The sequence below is a fragment of the Lamprobacter sp. genome (genome assembly GCF_034860625.1).
GTDB lineage: Bacteria > Pseudomonadota > Gammaproteobacteria > Chromatiales > Chromatiaceae > Lamprobacter.
The window spans coordinates 1-1,299 of sequence record NZ_JAYESN010000536.1 but is presented as its reverse complement, the minus strand read 5'-3'; the positions used below and the strand labels follow the sequence as shown (position 1 = coordinate 1,299).

The window sequence follows — 1,299 nt, the reverse complement described above, 5'->3', positions numbered from 1 at the left end:
GTAGATTTTGAGCGTGTTGGTTTGCATGGGGTCAGCGGTCCTTCTTCGGAAAATAGGTCACGCCGGGCAGTCCGTCGAAGTGGTCGTCTGAGGTCACCAGCTCGGCGCGACACTTCTGGGTAATGGCATAGATCACGGCGTCGGCAACCGAAAGCCGATGATCGCGGCTCAGTTCTGCCGCGAGCAGCGCGACCGACGTATCAAGGTCGACGACGAGGGAGCGCGTGGTGCGGGCGATCGCCTTCATCGCGGCTTGCTCGCCTTGGTTGCGATCCAGCCACTTGTACAACTCGAACTGAACGATCGTGGGGACGACGAGGGTCTCGGGCGCTTCGAGGTAAGGCAGGAAGCGATCAACGAGCGGGCCGTCTGCCAGCCACTCGATCCATCCGCAGGTATCGACCAGAACCATCTATTGGTAGCGCTCCAGACGATCGGTCCGATCCCGGTAGTCGCTGGTATCCGCTCCCTTGGCGATCCCGCGTAGCTCGGCCAACTCGGGGATGGGCACCAGGGAGATGATGTCGCCCTTGGTGATGACCGCAAAGCGCTGCCCAGCCTTGAGATGCAGTTCTTCCCTGACGGCCTTGGGGATGGAAAACTGGAACTTGCTGGAAAGGGTGACGGAGGCCATGAGCTTTTCCTAGTCGATGTCAATCGATCGCTGTTCTGTAAAATCTAGCACTTACCGGATCTCGATGCGATCACCGGCGGCGACCACCTTCTCCAGCGCCCCGCGCAGGGTGTCGAGGTAGGCGTCGATATCGGCCTTGGTCTCCAGGTAGCCGTCGGGCGCGAGCGCGGACGGCTTGATCACCCGGCGCGGCTTGACGTAAGGCTTGGTCGGCGGGGTGACGTCGTTGACGTTGCCGTCGCCAGGCGGCTTGACCGCCTCCTCGAGCTTGGCGAAGGCCTGATCGGCCAGGTCCAGGGCGCGACTTTCGGCCTGTGCGATATGGGCGAGGCTGGTCTGGGCCTCGACCTGCTTCTTCAGTTGCTGCAGGGGGTAGAGGCAGCGATTGCGAAGATCGCCATCGGCCTTGGCATCGTCCAGCTCCACCTGGATCTTGTTGAGCTGCTTGTCGACCTCCGGCAACACCATGGCCCGATGCTGGGTGATCAGGGCATCGTTGATCTGTTCGACGGTCTGAATCAGACCCTCGACCTCTTTGACCAAGCCGTAGGGGGACGGCGCGGCGAGGACCTCCTGAATGCGCGTCAATGCCTTGGATGCGCTGACGTCTTGTTCCAGCCAGCTGCGATTGGGCTGGAAGCGCGTCTCGGCCTTACGCAGCTTGT

General features: G+C 61.7%; 2 protein-coding genes and 1 pseudogene. All 3 read right to left on the bottom strand.

Annotation, left to right across the window (positions count from 1 at the left end):
- Positions 1-31: 31 nt before the first annotated feature.
- The gene (locus VBE63_RS29565) at positions 32-412 is read right to left on the bottom strand and encodes a type II toxin-antitoxin system VapC family toxin (protein WP_323686544.1); all 381 of its coding nucleotides are present in this window, start codon (positions 410-412) and stop codon (positions 32-34) included.
- Entirely contained in the window at positions 413-634 is a 222-nt protein-coding gene (locus VBE63_RS29560) for an AbrB/MazE/SpoVT family DNA-binding domain-containing protein (RefSeq protein ID WP_323686543.1), read from the bottom strand. It lies immediately after the preceding gene.
- Positions 635-685: 51 nt separating this feature from the next.
- A pseudogene (locus VBE63_RS29555) lies at positions 686-1,299 on the bottom strand (hypothetical protein); the annotation flags it as partial.

Coding starts and splice junctions, on each gene's coding strand:
- VBE63_RS29565 (WP_323686544.1), bottom strand. CDS start 412: ATGGTTCTGGTCGATACCTGCGGATGGATCGAGTGGCTGGCAGACGGC.
- VBE63_RS29560 (WP_323686543.1), bottom strand. CDS start 634: ATGGCCTCCGTCACCCTTTCCAGCAAGTTCCAGTTTTCCATCCCCAAG.